Origin of the sequence: Stenotrophomonas rhizophila (genome assembly GCF_001704155.1) — a bacterium.
Taxonomy (GTDB): Bacteria; Pseudomonadota; Gammaproteobacteria; order Xanthomonadales; family Xanthomonadaceae; genus Stenotrophomonas; species Stenotrophomonas rhizophila_A.
Genome location: NZ_CP016294.1, coordinates 1,078,124 through 1,090,802 on the forward strand (window position 1 = coordinate 1,078,124; position 12,679 = coordinate 1,090,802).

General features: G+C 62.4%; 23 protein-coding genes. All 23 read left to right on the plus strand.

Features of this window, described 5'->3' with window-relative positions; all coding sequences use genetic code 11:
* Positions 1 to 35: 35 nt before the first annotated feature.
* The 23 genes from tuf to secY all read left to right on the plus strand — a co-directional run bounded on the left by tuf (position 36) and on the right by secY (position 12,406).
* Positions 36 to 1,226 (plus strand): elongation factor Tu, encoded by a 1,191-nt coding sequence (gene tuf, locus BAY15_RS04730; protein ID WP_068849454.1) that lies wholly within the window; start codon positions 36 to 38, stop codon positions 1,224 to 1,226.
* A gap of 336 nt (positions 1,227 to 1,562) precedes the next feature.
* Entirely contained in the window at positions 1,563 to 1,874 is a 312-nt protein-coding gene (rpsJ, locus tag BAY15_RS04735) for a 30S ribosomal protein S10 (protein WP_010341589.1), read from the plus strand.
* Positions 1,875 to 1,885: 11 nt separating this feature from the next.
* Complete coding sequence (gene rplC, locus BAY15_RS04740) at positions 1,886 to 2,536, plus strand: 50S ribosomal protein L3 (protein WP_068849456.1); 651 nt, start codon at positions 1,886 to 1,888, stop codon at positions 2,534 to 2,536.
* 12 nt (positions 2,537 to 2,548) lie between these two features.
* Complete coding sequence (gene rplD, locus BAY15_RS04745; protein WP_068849458.1) at positions 2,549 to 3,154, plus strand: 50S ribosomal protein L4; 606 nt, start codon at positions 2,549 to 2,551, stop codon at positions 3,152 to 3,154.
* Complete coding sequence (rplW, locus tag BAY15_RS04750) at positions 3,151 to 3,450, plus strand: 50S ribosomal protein L23 (RefSeq protein WP_068854553.1); 300 nt, start codon at positions 3,151 to 3,153, stop codon at positions 3,448 to 3,450. The genes rplD and rplW overlap by 4 nt, the downstream gene beginning before the upstream one ends.
* 10 nt (positions 3,451 to 3,460) lie before the next feature.
* Entirely contained in the window at positions 3,461 to 4,288 is an 828-nt protein-coding gene (gene rplB / locus BAY15_RS04755) for a 50S ribosomal protein L2 (RefSeq protein WP_068849460.1), read from the plus strand.
* Between the two features lie 6 nt (positions 4,289 to 4,294).
* A complete protein-coding gene (gene rpsS, locus BAY15_RS04760; RefSeq protein WP_017355409.1) occupies positions 4,295 to 4,564 on the plus strand; it encodes a 30S ribosomal protein S19 in 270 nt (89 codons plus the stop codon).
* A 12-nt stretch (positions 4,565 to 4,576) separates the two neighbouring features.
* Positions 4,577 to 4,912, plus strand: coding sequence for a 50S ribosomal protein L22 (gene rplV / locus BAY15_RS04765; RefSeq protein WP_017355410.1), 336 nt, complete (start codon positions 4,577 to 4,579; stop codon positions 4,910 to 4,912).
* 17 nt (positions 4,913 to 4,929) lie between these two features.
* Entirely contained in the window at positions 4,930 to 5,664 is a 735-nt protein-coding gene (gene rpsC, locus BAY15_RS04770; protein ID WP_068849461.1) for a 30S ribosomal protein S3, read from the plus strand.
* Between the two features lie 5 nt (positions 5,665 to 5,669).
* Positions 5,670 to 6,083, plus strand: coding sequence for a 50S ribosomal protein L16 (gene rplP / locus BAY15_RS04775; protein WP_068849463.1), 414 nt, complete (start codon positions 5,670 to 5,672; stop codon positions 6,081 to 6,083).
* A complete protein-coding gene (gene rpmC / locus BAY15_RS04780; RefSeq protein WP_068849465.1) occupies positions 6,083 to 6,268 on the plus strand; it encodes a 50S ribosomal protein L29 in 186 nt (61 codons plus the stop codon). Before rplP ends, rpmC begins: the two co-directional genes overlap by 1 nt.
* Positions 6,269 to 6,279: 11 nt before the next feature.
* A complete protein-coding gene (rpsQ, locus tag BAY15_RS04785) occupies positions 6,280 to 6,549 on the plus strand; it encodes a 30S ribosomal protein S17 (RefSeq protein WP_068849467.1) in 270 nt (89 codons plus the stop codon).
* Positions 6,550 to 6,562: 13 nt separating this feature from the next.
* Positions 6,563 to 6,931: a 50S ribosomal protein L14 gene (rplN, locus tag BAY15_RS04790; RefSeq protein WP_068849469.1), complete on the plus strand. Its 369-nt coding sequence runs from the start codon at positions 6,563 to 6,565 to the stop codon at positions 6,929 to 6,931.
* Between the two features lie 16 nt (positions 6,932 to 6,947).
* On the plus strand, positions 6,948 to 7,265 hold the full coding sequence (gene rplX / locus BAY15_RS04795; protein ID WP_017355416.1) for a 50S ribosomal protein L24: 318 nt from the start codon (positions 6,948 to 6,950) through the stop codon (positions 7,263 to 7,265).
* 11 nt (positions 7,266 to 7,276) lie between these two features.
* Positions 7,277 to 7,819, plus strand: a complete 543-nt coding sequence (gene rplE, locus BAY15_RS04800) for a 50S ribosomal protein L5 (RefSeq protein ID WP_068849470.1) — start codon at positions 7,277 to 7,279, stop codon at positions 7,817 to 7,819.
* An 18-nt stretch (positions 7,820 to 7,837) separates the two neighbouring features.
* Positions 7,838 to 8,143 (plus strand): 30S ribosomal protein S14, encoded by a 306-nt coding sequence (gene rpsN / locus BAY15_RS04805; RefSeq protein WP_068849472.1) that lies wholly within the window; start codon positions 7,838 to 7,840, stop codon positions 8,141 to 8,143.
* A gap of 216 nt (positions 8,144 to 8,359) precedes the next feature.
* The gene (rpsH, locus tag BAY15_RS04810) at positions 8,360 to 8,758 is read left to right on the plus strand and encodes a 30S ribosomal protein S8 (RefSeq protein WP_017355419.1); all 399 of its coding nucleotides are present in this window, start codon (positions 8,360 to 8,362) and stop codon (positions 8,756 to 8,758) included.
* A gap of 18 nt (positions 8,759 to 8,776) precedes the next feature.
* Positions 8,777 to 9,304: a 50S ribosomal protein L6 gene (gene rplF, locus BAY15_RS04815; protein WP_068849473.1), complete on the plus strand. Its 528-nt coding sequence runs from the start codon at positions 8,777 to 8,779 to the stop codon at positions 9,302 to 9,304.
* A gap of 56 nt (positions 9,305 to 9,360) precedes the next feature.
* The gene (rplR, locus tag BAY15_RS04820; protein WP_019186158.1) at positions 9,361 to 9,714 is read left to right on the plus strand and encodes a 50S ribosomal protein L18; all 354 of its coding nucleotides are present in this window, start codon (positions 9,361 to 9,363) and stop codon (positions 9,712 to 9,714) included.
* A gap of 158 nt (positions 9,715 to 9,872) precedes the next feature.
* Positions 9,873 to 10,415 carry a 30S ribosomal protein S5 gene (gene rpsE, locus BAY15_RS04825; RefSeq protein ID WP_038690276.1) on the plus strand — a complete coding sequence of 181 codons (543 nt, stop codon included), beginning with the start codon at positions 9,873 to 9,875 and terminating at the stop codon, positions 10,413 to 10,415.
* Positions 10,408 to 10,599 carry a 50S ribosomal protein L30 gene (gene rpmD / locus BAY15_RS04830; RefSeq protein WP_068849475.1) on the plus strand — a complete coding sequence of 64 codons (192 nt, stop codon included), beginning with the start codon at positions 10,408 to 10,410 and terminating at the stop codon, positions 10,597 to 10,599. The genes rpsE and rpmD overlap by 8 nt, the downstream gene beginning before the upstream one ends.
* A 4-nt stretch (positions 10,600 to 10,603) precedes the next feature.
* Positions 10,604 to 11,047, plus strand: coding sequence for a 50S ribosomal protein L15 (gene rplO / locus BAY15_RS04835; RefSeq protein ID WP_068849476.1), 444 nt, complete (start codon positions 10,604 to 10,606; stop codon positions 11,045 to 11,047).
* 3 nt (positions 11,048 to 11,050) lie between these two features.
* On the plus strand, positions 11,051 to 12,406 hold the full coding sequence (gene secY, locus BAY15_RS04840; RefSeq protein ID WP_068849478.1) for a preprotein translocase subunit SecY: 1,356 nt from the start codon (positions 11,051 to 11,053) through the stop codon (positions 12,404 to 12,406).
* The last annotated feature ends 273 nt before the right edge of the window (positions 12,407 to 12,679 follow it).

The following is a 12,679-nucleotide window of genomic DNA, read 5'->3' on the forward strand; positions in this document are numbered from 1 at the left end:
CATCTCCCTCTTTCTGATATCCAAGGTATACAACAATGGCAAAGGGTAAGTTCGAGCGCACCAAGCCGCACGTCAACGTCGGCACCATCGGTCACGTCGATCATGGCAAGACCACGCTGACTGCTGCGCTGACCAAGATCGGCGCAGAGCGCTTCGGTGGCGAATTCAAGGATTACTCCGCGATCGACGCCGCGCCGGAAGAAAAGGCGCGTGGCATCACGATCTCGACCGCACACGTCGAATACGAATCCACCGAGCGTCACTACGCCCACGTCGATTGCCCGGGCCATGCTGACTACGTCAAGAACATGATCACCGGTGCTGCCCAGATGGACGGCGCGATCCTGGTCTGTTCGGCTGCTGACGGCCCGATGCCGCAGACCCGCGAGCACATCCTGCTGTCGCGTCAGGTCGGCGTGCCGTACATCGTCGTGTTCCTGAACAAGGCCGACATGGTGGACGACGCCGAGCTGCTGGAACTGGTCGAAATGGAAGTCCGCGAGCTGCTGAGCAAGTACGACTTCCCGGGCGACGACACCCCGATCATCTCGGGCTCGGCCCGTCTGGCGCTGGAAGGCGACCAGAGCGAGATCGGCGTGCCGGCCATCATCAAGCTGGTCGAGGCGCTGGACACCTGGATCCCGCTGCCGGAACGTGACGTGGACAAGACCTTCCTGATGCCGGTGGAAGACGTGTTCTCGATCTCGGGCCGCGGCACCGTGGTGACCGGTCGTATCGAGCGCGGTGTGATCAAGGTCGGCGAAGAAATCGAAATCGTCGGTATCCGCGACACCCAGAAGACCACCGTGACCGGTGTGGAAATGTTCCGCAAGCTGCTGGACCAGGGCCAGGCAGGCGACAACGCCGGTCTGCTGCTGCGCGGCACCAAGCGTGACGACGTCCAGCGCGGCCAGGTGCTGTGCAAGCCGGGTTCGATCAAGCCGCACACCGAGTTCGAAGGCGAAGTCTACGTGCTGTCGAAGGACGAAGGCGGCCGTCACACCCCGTTCTTCAACGGCTACCGCCCGCAGTTCTACTTCCGTACCACCGACATCACTGGCGCCGCCAAGCTGCCGGAAGGCGTCGAGATGGTGATGCCGGGTGACAACGTGAAGATGGTCGTGACCCTGATCAACCCGGTCGCCATGGACGAAGGCCTGCGCTTCGCGATTCGTGAAGGCGGCCGTACCGTCGGCGCCGGCGTGGTCTCCAAGATCATCAAGTAATCTGCTAGACTCTGCGCCCCGATGTTGCCTGGGTAGGGCATCGGGGTTGCAACACAAACGGGAAAAGAGGCGCAGGACGCACCTCGTGTTCCCCAGACCAGGAAGGGTCGCGCCATTCAGGCAGTGTCAACAGGACCCCCTGTTGACCGCCGCGTTGTATGCGCGCTATACTTTTTGTCTGGGCAGATCGGGAGACCGGTCTGCCTCGATTTTTGAGGTCTACGGAAAGATCTTGTCGCCGCGCAGGAATGTGCGGCGTCCGCATTCAGGATATTCATGGGACAAGGCAACCCAGAGGCCTTGTCCGTCGCTCTTTTAACGAAGGAACCTACCGCCATGGCGGACCAAAAGATCCGGATTCGGTTGAAGGCGTTCGATCATCGTTTGATCGACCGTTCGGCCAGCGAGATCGTTGAAACGGCAAAGCGGACCGGCGCGCAAGTGCGTGGCCCGATCCCGCTGCCGACCAAGATCGAGCGTTACACCATTCTCGTCTCGCCGCACGTCGACAAGGACGCGCGTGACCAGTACGAGACCCGCACGCACAAGCGCGTGCTCGACATCGTCGACCCCAACGACAAGACCGTGGACGCGCTGATGAAGCTCGAACTGGCTGCCGGCGTCGACGTTCAGATCAAGCTGACCTGAGGACTACGACCATGACGAAGAAATATTCGTTGGGCTTCGTGGGCCGCAAGGCTGGCATGAGCCGCGTGTTCACCGAAGATGGCCAGGCCATCCCGGTGACCCTGATTGAAGCTACCCCGAACCGCATCGCGCAGATCAAGACCGTCGAGGCTGACGGCTACAGCGCCGTGCAGGTGACCGTCGGCGCGCGTCGCGCTGCCCTGGTCAACAAGCCGGAAGCCGGCCACTTCGCCAAGGCGAAGGTGGAAGCCGGTCGTGGCCTGTGGGAATTCCGCGTTGAAGACGCGCAGCTCGGCGATTTCGCCGTTGGCGGCGAAGTCAAGGCGGACATCTTTGAAGTTGGCCAGAAGGTCGACGTCCAGGGTGTCACCAAGGGTAAGGGCTTCCAGGGCACCATCAAGCGCTACAACTTCCGTATGGGCGATGCAACCCACGGTAACTCGCTGTCGCATCGCGCGCCGGGTTCGCTGGGCCAGCGCCAGACCCCGGGTCGCGTTTTCCCGGGCAAGAAGATGTCGGGCCACATGGGTGCCGTGCAGCAGAGCACGCAGAACCTGGAAGTTGTCAAGGTCGACGTCGAGCGCGGTCTGATCGCGATTCGTGGCGCCGTGCCTGGCGCTGCGGGTGGTGACGTGATCGTGCGTCCGGCTAGCAAGGCATAAGGAGAGATGACGATGGAACTCGTTATCACGGGTAGCAACAACAAGGTCTCGGTCTCCGATGCCGTGTTCGGTCGCGATTTCAGCGAAGATCTGGTCCACCAGGTCGTCGTTGCCTATCGCAATGCCGGTCGCGCCGGCACCAAGGCACAGAAGACTCGTTCTGAAGTGGCTGGTACCACCAAGAAGTCGAAGAAGCAGAAGGGCGGCGGTGCGCGTCATGGCGCGCTGACGGCTCCGATCTTCGTCGGCGGCGGTGTCACCTTCGCGGCCAAGCCGCGCAGCTTCGAGCAGAAGGTCAACCGCAAGCAGTACCGTGCCGCCATGTGCGCGATCCTGTCCGAGCTGAACCGCCAGGGCCGTCTGACCATCGTGGAGTCCTTCGATGTCGAAGCGACCAGCACGAAGGCTCTGATCGCCAAGCTGGCCGGCCTGGAAGTGGGCAAGCGCCCGCTGATCGTCACCGAGGAAGCCACCGAGCACCTGTACCTGTCGGCCCGCAACATTCCCTACGTGGAAGTGCGTGACGTGCAGGGCCTGGATCCGGTGTCGCTGGTCGGTGCCGACACGGTCGTCATCACCGCTGATGCGGTCAAGAAGGTCGAGGAGTGGCTGGCATGAACAGCAACGAAAAAATCTTCAGCGTGCTGCGTGCTCCGCGAGTCTCCGAAAAGACCGCGCGCCTGCAGGAACATTCCAACCAGTATGTCTTCGAGATCTCGAACGAAGCGACCAAGGCCGACGTGAAGGCCGCGGTAGAGCAGTTGTTCGACGTCAAGGTCGAAGCGGTCAACGTGCTGAACGTGAAGGGCAAGAACAAGTCCTTCCGTAACCGCACCGGCCGCCGCGGCGATTGGCGCAAGGCGTACGTGCGTCTCGCCGATGGCCAGTCCATCGATGTAACGGCCAAGGCCTGAGGTACATCCCATGCCATTGATGAAATTCAAGCCCACTTCCCCCGGCCGCCGTTCGGCCGTGCGCGTGGTTACGCCCGATCTGCACAAGGGCGCACCGCACGCAGCGTTGCTGGAGCCGAAGAGCAATACCGGTGGTCGTAACCACCACGGTCGCATCACCACCCGTCACGTGGGCGGTGGTCACAAGCAGCATTACCGTCTGATTGACTTCAAGCGCAACAAGGAAGGCATTCCGGCGCGCGTGGAACGCATCGAATACGATCCGAACCGCACCGCCCATATCGCCCTGCTGTGCTACGTCGACGGCGAGCGCCGCTACATCATCGCACCGAAGGGCCTGAAGGCCGGTGACCAGGTGATCGCGGGTTCGGATGCGCCGATCAAGACCGGCAACACCCTGCCGCTGCGCAACATCCCGGTTGGTACCACTGTCCACGGCATCGAACTGAAGCCGGGCAAGGGTGCCCAGATCGCGCGTGCCGCCGGCGCTGCCGTGCAGCTCGTCGCTCGTGAAGGCGTCTTCGCCACCCTGCGCCTGCGCTCGGGTGAAATGCGCAAGGTGCCGGTCGAGTGCCGCGCAACGATCGGTGAAGTCGGCAACGACGAACACAACCTGGAAAAGCTGGGCAAGGCTGGCGCCAAGCGCTGGCGCGGTGTCCGCCCGACCGTTCGTGGTGCTGCCATGAACCCGGTTGACCACCCGCACGGTGGTGGTGAGGCGAAGGCCGGCCAGGGTAATCCGCATCCGGTCACCCCGTGGGGTGTTCCGACCAAGGGTTACAAGACGCGCAAGAACAAGCGCACCCAGCAATTCATCGTCCGCGATCGTAGGGGCTAATCGACCATGGCACGTTCACTCAAGAAGGGCCCGTTCGTCGATCACCACCTCGTCAAGAAGGTGGAGGCCGCTGCGGGTAGCAAGAAGCCGATCAAGACCTGGTCGCGCCGTTCGATGATCCTGCCGGAAATGGTAGGCATCACCATCGCCGTTCATAACGGTAAGAACCACGTTCCGGTGCTCGTCAACGAGAACATGGTCGGCCACAAGCTCGGCGAATTTGCCATCACCCGGACCTTCAAGGGTCACGGTGGTGACAAGAAGTCGGGCAAGTAAGGAGAGATGACAATGGAAGCGAAAGCAATCCTGCGCTCCGCGCGCATCTCTGCGCAGAAAGCACGCCTGGTCGCTGACCAGGTGCGCGGCCTGCCGGCCGAGCGTGCGGTCAACCTGCTGAAGTTCTCGGACAAGAAGGCTGCCCACCTGATCAAGAAGGTGGTGGAGTCGGCTATTGCCAATGCCGAGAACAACCAGGGCGCCGACGTCGACGAGCTGAAGGTTCAGACCATCATGGTTGATGAAGGTCCGACCCTGAAGCGTTTCATGGCGCGGGCGAAAGGCCGCGGCACCCGCATCCTCAAGCGCACCAGCCACATCACTGTGGTTGTGGGCGCCGGCAAGTAAGCGGAAAGGAAAACACCATGGGTCATAAAGTTCATCCGATTGGTATCCGCCTCGGCATCTCCAAGGACTGGAACTCCAAGTGGTACGCCAACAAGGCCGAGTTTGCTGGTTATCTGGCAGCCGACCTGAAGGTGCGGGACATGCTGCGCAAGAAGCTCGCGCAGGCCGGCATCAGCAAGATCCTCATCGAACGTCCGGCGAAGACCGCCCGCGTGACGATCCACACCGCCCGTCCGGGCGTGGTGATCGGCAAGCGTGGTGAGGACATCGAGAAGCTGCGCAAGGAAGTGAGCGAAATGATGGGCGTTCCGGCGCACATCAACGTCACCGAAGTGCGCAAGCCCGAGCTGGACGCACAGCTGGTTGCCGAGTCGATCGCGCAGCAGCTGGAGCGTCGCATCATGTTCCGCCGCGCAATGAAGCGCTCGGTCGGCAACGCGATGCGCCTCGGTGCCCTGGGCATCAAGGTCAACGTCGGTGGCCGCTTGAACGGTGCTGAAATCGCCCGTTCGGAGTGGTACCGCGAAGGCCGCGTGCCGCTGCACACGCTGCGTGCCGACATCGACTATGGCTTCGCTGAAGCCAAGACGACCTACGGCATCATCGGCATCAAGGTCTGGATCTACAAGGGCGAGGTTTTCGATTTCTCCCAGGTTGGCCAGGAAAAGCAGGACGACACCCCGTCGCGCAACGATCGTAACGATCGCGGTGACCGCGGTGACCGTCAGCGCCCGGCCCGTGAAGCGAGGTAACGACAATGTTGCAACCCAAGCGAACCAAGTACCGCAAGGTACACAAGGGCCGTAACGATGGCCTGAGCTGGAGCGCCAACGCTGTCAGCTTCGGCGAATACGGCCTGAAGGCAACCGCCCACGGTCAGCTGACCGCGCGCCAGATCGAAGCGGCCCGCCGCTCGATCAGCCGCTACGTCAAGCGCGGTGGCAAGATGTGGATCCGAGTGTTCCCCGACAAGCCGATCACCAAGAAGCCCATCGAAGTCCGAATGGGTTCTGGTAAGGGCAACGTGGAGTACTGGGTAGCCCAGATCCAGCCCGGCCGCATGATCTATGAAATTGAAGGTGTGGGTGAAGACGTGGCACGCGAGGCGTTCCGCCTGGCAGCTGCCAAGCTCTCCGTGACCACCACTTTCGTGACCCGGACGGTGATGTGATGGATATCAAACAGCTTCGCGAAAAGTCGGCTGACGACCTGAAGTCCCATTTGGTTGACCTGCGTAAGGAGCAGTTCTCGCTCCGCATGCAGCAGGTCACCGGGCAGCTGCCGAAGACTCACGAAACCCGCCGGGTCCGCCGCGAGATTGCTCGCGTCAAGACCCTGCTCGGCAGCAACAAGTAAGGATGGCCGCGATGAGCGACAATACTGAAAACAAGCAGCTGCGCACGGTCGAAGGCCGTGTCGTCAGCAACAAGATGGACAAGACGGTCACCGTGTTGGTGGAGCGCCAGGTCAAGCACGCGCTGTACGGCAAGTACCTGCGTCGTTCGACCAAGCTCCACGCGCACGACGCCGACAACGCCTGCAATGAAGGCGATGTCGTCCGCGTGACCGAAATTGCTCCGATGTCCAAGACCAAGAACTGGCGCGTGGTGGAAATTGTCACCCGTGCGGCTCAATAAGGAGATCTGACTCATGATCCAGATGCAGAGCTACCTCGAGGTCGCGGACAATTCCGGTGCCAAGGAAGTGATGTGCATCAAGGTGCTGGGCGGCTCCAAGCGTCGCTACGCACACATCGGTGACATCATCAAGGTCACCGTGAAGGATGCAATTCCGCGCGGCAAGGTCAAGAAGGGTGAAGTGTTCGACGCCGTCGTGGTGCGTACCCGCAAGGGTGTGCGTCGCGCCGATGGCTCGCTGATCCGTTTCGACACCAATGCCGCGGTCCTGCTCAACAACAAGCAAGAGCCGATCGGCACCCGCATCTTCGGGCCGGTGACCCGTGAACTTCGTTCCGAGAAGTTCATGAAGATCGTCTCGCTCGCTCCCGAAGTGCTGTGAGCGACAGGAGATAATCATGGCTAACCGTATCAAGAAGGGCGACCAGGTCGTCGTCAACACCGGCAAGGACAAGGGCAAGCAGGGCGAAGTCGTCCGCGTCGACGGCGATCGTGTGATCGTCGCCAACGTGAACATCGTCAAGCGCCACACCAAGCCGAACCCGCAGGCAGGCGTTGCCGGCGGAGTGGTCGAGCGTGAAGCGTCGATCCATATCTCCAACGTGAATGTGCTCAACCCGGCTTCGGGCAAGGGCGAGCGCGTTGGCTTCAAGGTGCTGGAGGATGGACGCAAACTGCGTGTGTTCCGCTCCAGCGGTGAGGCGCTTGACGCCTGAGGAATGAGAAGATGAGTTCCCGTCTCGAAAAGTTCTACCAGGAAGAAGTGGTGCCGGCGCTGATGAAGCAGTTCGGCTACACCAATCCGATGCAGGTTCCCCGCCTGGTCAAGGTCACCCTGAACATGGGTGTCGGCGAAGCGGCGACCAACAAGAAGATCCTGGAAAATGCCGTCGCCGACATGGCCAAGGTCTCCGGCCAGAAGCCGATCGTGACCAAGTCCCGCGTCTCGGTGGCTTCGTTCAAGATCCGCGATGGTTGGCCGATCGGCTGCAAGACCACGCTGCGTCGTGCCAAGATGTATGAGTTCCTGGATCGCCTGATCAACATCTCGCTGCCGCGCGTGCGCGACTTCCGTGGTGTCTCGGGTCGTTCCTTCGACGGTCGCGGCAACTTCAACATGGGTGTGAAGGAACAGATCATCTTCCCGGAAATCGACTTCGACGCTGTCGACGCGATCCGCGGCATGGATATCGCCATCACCACCACCGCCAAGACCGATGCGGAAGCGAAGGCGCTGCTCGCAGCGTTCAAGTTCCCGTTCCGTAACTGATACGTCGAGGAATCCGAAATGGCAAAGACCTCCATGGTCAACCGCGACCTGAAGCGTGCGAAGCTGGCCGTCAAGTACGCCGGCAAGCGTGAAGAGCTGAAGAAGATCATCTCCAGCACGACCGCTTCGTACGAAGAGAAGGAACAGGCCGTGATCAAGTTGCAGAAGCTGCCGCGCGATTCGTCGCCGAGCCGCCACCGCAACCGTTGCGAACTGTCGGGCCGCCCGCGTGGCGTGTACAGCAAGTTCGGCCTCGGCCGCAACAAGCTGCGCGAAGCCACCATGCGTGGTGACGTGCCGGGCCTGCGCAAGGCCAGCTGGTAAGGGATCCGTCCCTGCAGTACGGGGTGGGCCTGTTCAGGTTCACCCCGACTTGAAGAGTCCGACCCCGGTCGGGCTCTTTTTGTCGTATACTCCCGCGTCTCACCCGGCGGCATGGGGTGGGGTAGGGCGCAACACCCGAACGACGGGCCGCCAGGCCCATTCCAAATAGCAAGATTTTCGCGAAAGCGGATATCGGTGCACTCAAAGGTATCGACTATGAGCATGACTGATCCCATCGCCGACCTGCTGGTACGCATCAAGAATGCGGCCGCGGTTGGCAAGCAGACGGTGAAAGCACCGTCCTCCAAGATCAAGGTTGCAATCGCAGAAGTGTTGAAGGCCGAAGGCTACATCACCGACCTGCGCGTGACCAAGACCGAGAACAACAAGGCCGAGCTTGAAATCGTCCTGAAGTATTTCGAGGGCAAGCCGGTCATCGAGACCCTGAAGCGCTTCTCGCGTTCGGGTCTGCGCCAGTACCGTGGCAAGTCCGAGCTGCCGAAGGTCCTGAACGGCCTGGGCATCTCCATCATCTCCACCTCCAAGGGCATCATGACTGATGCGCAGGCGCGCCAGTTGGGCGTCGGCGGCGAAGTCCTGTGCTTCGTGGCCTAAGGCGAGAAGGAAACCACTATGTCCCGCGTAGCCAAGAAGCCGGTCAACCTGCCCAAGGGCGTTGAACTGAACATCCAGCCGGAATCCGTCAGCGTGAAGGGCCCGAAGGGCACCCTGAGCCTGGCCAAGGTTGCTGGCGTTGAAATTTCCGTCAACGACGGCGTTGCCACCCTGGCCGCCAGCAATGACGAGCTGGTCGCCCTCACCGGCACCGTCCGCGCGATCCTGGCCAACATGGTCAAGGGTGTCACCGATGGCTTCGAGCGCAAGCTTGAGCTGGTCGGCGTGGGTTACCGCGCCACCATGCAGGGCAAGGACCTGAGCCTGGCGCTCGGTTTCTCGCACCCGGTTGTGTACGTGGCGCCGGAAGGCATCACGCTGTCGACCCCGACCCAGACCGAAATCCTGGTCCAGGGCACCGACAAGCAGCTGGTGGGCGAAGTTGCCGCCAAGATCCGCGCTTACCGCAAGCCGGAGCCCTACAAGGGCAAGGGTGTGAAGTACGCCGGCGAAGTCATCATTCGTAAGGAAGCCAAGAAGGCGTAAGGGCGAGTCCCCGTTCCGGGGAGGAATCCTGTCTTCAGCTTTCAAGGAAAAAGATCATGAACAAGAACATTGCTCGCCTGCGTCGCGCCAAGTCCACCCGCGCACACATCCGTGTCCTCGGCGTGCCGCGTCTGTCGGTGCTGCGCACCGGTCAGCACCTGTACGCCCAGGTCTTCACCGCCGACGGCTCCAAGGTGCTGGCTGCTGCCAACACCACCCAGGCCGACGTCAAGGAAGGCCTGAAGAACGGCAAGAACAGCGACGCCGCCGCCAAGGTCGGCAAGCTGGTTGCCGAGCGCGCCAAGGCTGCGGGCATCGAGAAGGTCGCTTTCGACCGCTCGGGCTACCGCTACCACGGCCGCATCAAGGCACTGGCCGATGCAGCCCGCGAAGGCGGCCTGCAGTTCTAAGGGATAAGGAAGCGGGGCTGGTCCCCGCTTCCGCCTGCCTGCCGGCACGGGTTGTGCCGGGCGGCGTCCTTCTTCTGCAGGGGCGTTCGATCCACCGCGTCATTCCACAGCTATAAGCGGCCCTGAGCCGTACATACCCAATCAATCAAGGAATCAACATGGCAGAAGAACGTCAGCAGCGGGGTCGCGATCGCGACCGTAACCGCGAAGAGAAAGTCGACGACGGCATGATCGAGAAGCTGGTCGCGGTCAACCGCGTCAGCAAGACCGTCAAGGGCGGTCGTCAGTTCACCTTCACCGCACTGACCGTGGTCGGTGACGGCGCAGGCAAGGTTGGCTTCGGCTACGGCAAGGCGCGTGAAGTGCCGGTCGCGATCCAGAAGTCGATGGAGCAGGCTCGCAAGAACCTGGCCGACGTCGATCTGAACAACGGCACCCTGTGGCACCCGGTGAAGTCCGGCCACGGCGCAGCCCGCGTGTTCATGATGCCGGCTTCGGAAGGTACGGGCGTCATCGCCGGCGGTGCCATGCGCGCCGTGCTGGAAGCGGTGGGCGTCAAGAACGTGCTGGCCAAGGCCGTCGGTTCGCGCAACCCGATCAACCTGGTTCGCGCCACGCTGAAGGGTCTGTCCGAAATGCAGTCGCCGGCCCGCATCGCGGCCAAGCGCGGCAAGAAGGTGGAGGATCTCAACCATGGCTAATGACACCGTCAAGACCGTCAAGGTCCGTCTGGTTGGCGGCCTGCGTGGCACCCAGTCGCGTCACCGCCTGTCGGTGCGTGCCCTGGGCCTGAACAAGCTCAACGATGTGCGTGTCCTGAAGGACAGCCCGCAGGTTCGCGGTCTGATCAACAAGGTCCACTACCTCGTCAAGGTTGAGGAATAATCCAATGACCCTGCATCTCAATGAACTGAGCCCGGCACCGGGCGCGCGCAAAGAGCGCACCCGCGTCGGCCGTGGTATCGGCTCCGGCCTGGGCAAGACCTGCGGCCGCGGCCACAAGGGTTCGTTCGCCCGTAAGGGTGGCGGCAAGATCAAGGCGGGCTTCGAAGGCGGCCAGACCCCCATGCAGCGTCGTCTGCCGAAGGTCGGTTTCCGTTCCAAGATCGCCAAGGACACCGCCGAAGTGCTGTCGTACCACCTGGACCGCCTGGAAGCTGGCGAGATCGATTTCGCCGCGCTGCGCGCTGCGAAGCTGGTCCCGAGCACTGCCAAGCAGGCCAAGATCGTCATGAAGGGCGGCCTGACCAAGGCCTTCACCCTGAAGGGCATCGCAGCAACGGCCGGTGCGAAGGCCGCGATCGAAGCTGCCGGCGGCAGCGTACAGGAGTAAGACATGGCGCAAGCTGGCATTGGTAACCTGGGCGGCGGGCTCGGCAAGTTCACGGAACTTCGCCAGCGTCTGCTGTTCGTCGTCGGGGCTTTGATCGTCTACCGCATCGGCTGTTATGTGCCGGTGCCGGGCGTCAATCCCGATGCCATGCTTGCGCTCATGCAGGCGCAGGGCGGCGGCATCGTGGACATGTTCAACATGTTCTCGGGCGGCGCCCTGCACCGTTTCAGCATTTTCGCGCTGAACGTGATGCCGTACATCTCGGCATCCATCGTGATGCAGCTGGCCGTCCACATCTTCCCCGCGCTCAAGGCGATGCAGAAGGAAGGTGAGTCCGGTCGCCGCAAGATCACCCAATATTCCCGCATCGGCGCCGTGTTGCTGGCCGTGGTGCAGGGCGGCAGCATCGCGCTGGCGCTGCAGAACCAGCTGTCCCCGTCCGGTGCGCCGGTCGTGTACGCGCCGGGCATGGGCTTCGTGCTCACCGCCGTGGTCGCGCTGACCGCCGGTACCATCTTCCTGATGTGGGTCGGCGAGCAGGTCACCGAGCGCGGCATCGGCAACGGTGTGTCGCTGATCATCTTCGCCGGCATCGTGGCCGGCCTCCCGGGTGCGGTCATCCACACCTTCGACGCCTTCCGCGAAGGCAACCTGCAGTTCATCCAGCTGCTGCTGATCGCGCTGGTGGTGCTGGCCTTCACCTTCTTCGTGGTGTTCGTCGAACGCGGCCAGCGCCGCATCACGGTGAACTACGCACGTCGCCAGGGTGGCCGCAACGCGTACATGAACCAGACCTCGTTCCTGCCGCTGAAGCTGAACATGGCGGGCGTGATCCCGGCCATCTTCGCCTCCAGCATCCTGGCATTCCCGACCACCCTGGCCATGTGGTCCGGCCAGGCCAGCTCGGCGACCTGGCTGCAGAAGGTCGCCAACGCCCTGGGTCCGGGCGAGCCGCTGCACATGATCGTGTTCGCTGCGCTGATCACCGGTTTCGCGTTCTTCTATACCGCGCTGGTGTTCAACTCGCAGGAAACCGCCGACAACCTGAAGAAGTCGGGCGCGCTGATTCCGGGCATCCGTCCGGGCAAGGCCACCGCCGACTACATCGACGGGGTGCTGACCCGCCTGACCGCGGCCGGCTCGGCCTACCTGGTGATCGTCTGCCTGCTGCCGGAAATCATGCGCACGCAGCTGAATGCCTCGTTCTACTTCGGCGGCACCTCGCTGCTGATCGTGGTGGTGGTGGTGATGGACTTCATTGCGCAGATCCAGGCGCACCTGATGTCGCACCAGTACGAGAGCCTGTTGAAGAAGGCCAACCTGAAGGGCGGCAACCGCGGCGGTTTTGCCCGCGGCTGATTGGCCTGCTACACTATCGTCTTCCTGACGTGATGGTCCTCCGCTTCGCGGACCTGGCCACACAAACGAAGGGCGGCCCCCGCAGCGGTTCCGGGTGGGGGTGAGATCGGGTCGTCCCGCGCGGGAGTAGCGCGGGCGGCGCCGGAAGAGGGCCCGAAAGGGTCGCTTCCGGAGTCAACCTGATCCGGCGCCGGAGCCTGGGCACACTCCCTGGGCCGGGTCCATGAAACCTTTCAGGTTTCACGGGCTTCCATGTAAACCGGAACCTTGTTA

What these genes read in the sequence shown, in the direction of transcription:
- tuf (WP_068849454.1), top strand. Translation starts at nt 36, where the DNA reads ATGGCAAAGGGTAAGTTCGAGCGCACCAAGCCGCACGTCAACGTCGGC.
- rpsJ (WP_010341589.1), top strand. Translation starts at nt 1,563, where the DNA reads ATGGCGGACCAAAAGATCCGGATTCGGTTGAAGGCGTTCGATCATCGT.
- rplC (WP_068849456.1), top strand. Translation starts at nt 1,886, where the DNA reads ATGACGAAGAAATATTCGTTGGGCTTCGTGGGCCGCAAGGCTGGCATG.
- rplD (WP_068849458.1), top strand. Translation starts at nt 2,549, where the DNA reads ATGGAACTCGTTATCACGGGTAGCAACAACAAGGTCTCGGTCTCCGAT.
- rplW (WP_068854553.1), top strand. Translation starts at nt 3,151, where the DNA reads ATGAACAGCAACGAAAAAATCTTCAGCGTGCTGCGTGCTCCGCGAGTC.
- rplB (WP_068849460.1), top strand. Translation starts at nt 3,461, where the DNA reads ATGCCATTGATGAAATTCAAGCCCACTTCCCCCGGCCGCCGTTCGGCC.
- rpsS (WP_017355409.1), top strand. Translation starts at nt 4,295, where the DNA reads ATGGCACGTTCACTCAAGAAGGGCCCGTTCGTCGATCACCACCTCGTC.
- rplV (WP_017355410.1), top strand. Translation starts at nt 4,577, where the DNA reads ATGGAAGCGAAAGCAATCCTGCGCTCCGCGCGCATCTCTGCGCAGAAA.
- rpsC (WP_068849461.1), top strand. Translation starts at nt 4,930, where the DNA reads ATGGGTCATAAAGTTCATCCGATTGGTATCCGCCTCGGCATCTCCAAG.
- rplP (WP_068849463.1), top strand. Translation starts at nt 5,670, where the DNA reads ATGTTGCAACCCAAGCGAACCAAGTACCGCAAGGTACACAAGGGCCGT.
- rpmC (WP_068849465.1), top strand. Translation starts at nt 6,083, where the DNA reads ATGGATATCAAACAGCTTCGCGAAAAGTCGGCTGACGACCTGAAGTCC.
- rpsQ (WP_068849467.1), top strand. Translation starts at nt 6,280, where the DNA reads ATGAGCGACAATACTGAAAACAAGCAGCTGCGCACGGTCGAAGGCCGT.
- rplN (WP_068849469.1), top strand. Translation starts at nt 6,563, where the DNA reads ATGATCCAGATGCAGAGCTACCTCGAGGTCGCGGACAATTCCGGTGCC.
- rplX (WP_017355416.1), top strand. Translation starts at nt 6,948, where the DNA reads ATGGCTAACCGTATCAAGAAGGGCGACCAGGTCGTCGTCAACACCGGC.
- rplE (WP_068849470.1), top strand. Translation starts at nt 7,277, where the DNA reads ATGAGTTCCCGTCTCGAAAAGTTCTACCAGGAAGAAGTGGTGCCGGCG.
- rpsN (WP_068849472.1), top strand. Translation starts at nt 7,838, where the DNA reads ATGGCAAAGACCTCCATGGTCAACCGCGACCTGAAGCGTGCGAAGCTG.
- rpsH (WP_017355419.1), top strand. Translation starts at nt 8,360, where the DNA reads ATGAGCATGACTGATCCCATCGCCGACCTGCTGGTACGCATCAAGAAT.
- rplF (WP_068849473.1), top strand. Translation starts at nt 8,777, where the DNA reads ATGTCCCGCGTAGCCAAGAAGCCGGTCAACCTGCCCAAGGGCGTTGAA.
- rplR (WP_019186158.1), top strand. Translation starts at nt 9,361, where the DNA reads ATGAACAAGAACATTGCTCGCCTGCGTCGCGCCAAGTCCACCCGCGCA.
- rpsE (WP_038690276.1), top strand. Translation starts at nt 9,873, where the DNA reads ATGGCAGAAGAACGTCAGCAGCGGGGTCGCGATCGCGACCGTAACCGC.
- rpmD (WP_068849475.1), top strand. Translation starts at nt 10,408, where the DNA reads ATGGCTAATGACACCGTCAAGACCGTCAAGGTCCGTCTGGTTGGCGGC.
- rplO (WP_068849476.1), top strand. Translation starts at nt 10,604, where the DNA reads ATGACCCTGCATCTCAATGAACTGAGCCCGGCACCGGGCGCGCGCAAA.
- secY (WP_068849478.1), top strand. Translation starts at nt 11,051, where the DNA reads ATGGCGCAAGCTGGCATTGGTAACCTGGGCGGCGGGCTCGGCAAGTTC.